Below are 1,702 nucleotides of genomic sequence, written 5' to 3'. Positions count from 1 at the left end.
ATCAGGAAGGACAGAGCCTGGAGCAGGTCGCGCGACCGCTGAACGTAATCGAGCGCCTTCTGTTCGGCTGTTACATCGTCAAAATCAGGCAGCTGCTTCAGATACTCTCGAAGATGGCGGGATGACAGCGAACGCTCGAAGCAGCTCCAGCGCGCGGCTTGCGCCTCCTCGGGACGCCCGAGCGCTTCGAGAACCTCGATCCGGACGTCTTCCCATTTGAGCCTCCCCCGGATTGGTGGACACCTTTGCTAAGCTCCGACGGGAGCGGGAAGGTGTCGAATGGGCCAGGAACGACGTCACTTTACAGATGAGTTCAAGCAGGAAGCGATCGCCCTGCTGGCGAGCAGCGGTCGGCCGTTGGTTCAGATTGCCGGCGAGCTGGGCATCTCGCCCTCGATGCTGCGCAACTGGCGCAATCGCCAGGAAGGGCAGAATGCGGGGTCGGCGGTGCCGGCGAAACCGGCATCGGCGACGCTTTCCGTTCCGGATCCGGCGGCAGAGATTTCCCGGCTTCGCCGCGAGAACGATCGGCTGCGCATGGAGCGCGACATTTTAAAAAAGGCTGTGGCCATCTTCTCGGAACCGCCGAGATGAGGTTCCGCTTGATCGAGGATCAGCGGGATGCCCGGCCGGTGCGCGTCATGTGCGATGCGCTCAGCGTATCGCCGTCGGGCTATTACGCCTGGCGATCACGGCCAGAAAGCCCACGCGAGATCGCCAATCGCGAACTGCTGAGCGACATCCGGCGGGTTCATGCCGACCACCGGGGCCGATATGGGGCGCCGCGTATCCACGCCGAACTGCGTGCCGCGGGCCAGACTGTCAGCCGCAAGCGGATCGAGCGGGTGATGCGCCGGCATGGCATTCGGGCTCAGGCGCCGCGCCGCTATCGTGTATGCACGACCGACAGCAAGCATTCTCTGCCGATCGCGGCCAACCTGCTCGATCGGAATTTCGTGGCCAAGAAGCCTGATCAAGTCTGGCTGGCCGATATCACCTATATCCCGACCGGCGAGGGCTGGCTCTACCTGGCCGTGATCCTCGACCTATTCACCCGCAAGGTGGTCGGCTGGGCAATGCGCCAGCATATGCGCGCCGAACTCACCATGGCCGCACTGACCATGGCCGTCCAACGGCGCCGTCCGGGAGCGGGCTTGATCCATCACTCGGATCGCGGCAGTCAGTACGCTGCCAGCGACTACCGCAAGATCCTGCAGGCCGCCGCCATCACCCAATCAATGAGCCGCAAGGGAAACTGCTGGGACAATGCACCGATGGAGAGCTTCTTCGGCACCCTGAAAACCGAGCTCGTCCACCAGCGCGACTATCCCGATCGCGAGGCCGCTCGGCGCGACCTGTTCGCGTACATCGAAGCCTATTACAATCGTCGGCGGATCCACTCCGCTATCGGTTATATCACCCCAGAGCAGGCAGACCGGAAAACCGCATAACCCGGTGTCCACTTTCCCGGGGGAAGGTCATATCGTCCCTCGGCATCGGCGCCGTGCACCTGGAAGACGTTCTTGGCGATATCGAGACCGATCACGGCAGGATTGGGCATGTCACCTCCTTCGAATTGCGGCCGCAATCGTGAGTGATCGCGTCTGCGGCGGCTACGGGGTGGGGCGGTCCATGCCATCATGCCCGCCGGCCGTTCTTTGTCCTGGCTGATCTCGCGGCCAATGCCCGGCGCAAGGCAAAC

General features: G+C 63.1%; 3 protein-coding genes. 1 reads left to right on the top strand and 2 read right to left on the bottom strand.

Translation table 11 applies throughout. The features are described from left to right. A partial coding sequence (locus VGC56_RS18060; RefSeq protein WP_464127125.1) for a DUF6880 family protein occupies positions 1-233 on the bottom strand: 233 nt, incomplete at its 3' end. 46 nt (positions 234-279) lie between these two features. On the opposite strand from VGC56_RS18060, the gene VGC56_RS18055 reads away from it, so the two are divergent. Then, positions 280-1,451, top strand: a protein-coding gene (locus tag VGC56_RS18055; protein ID WP_464127123.1) for an IS3 family transposase whose coding sequence is annotated in 2 segments (ribosomal slippage) — positions 280-565 and positions 565-1,451 — 1,173 coding nt in all. Because the reading frame shifts where the segments join, the coding sequence is not laid out codon by codon here. Here VGC56_RS18055 and VGC56_RS18050 read toward each other — a convergent pair. Then, the coding region (locus VGC56_RS18050) for a hypothetical protein (RefSeq protein ID WP_464127121.1) at positions 1,412-1,702 on the bottom strand (291 nt) is incomplete at its 5' end. The genes VGC56_RS18055 and VGC56_RS18050 overlap by 40 nt on opposite strands.

It is taken from the genome of Allosphingosinicella sp. (assembly GCF_036403745.1).
Taxonomy (GTDB): Bacteria; Pseudomonadota; Alphaproteobacteria; order Sphingomonadales; family Sphingomonadaceae; genus Allosphingosinicella.
Note: the sequence above shows the minus strand (reverse complement) of the source record. Positions and strands in the feature narration are given on the sequence as shown.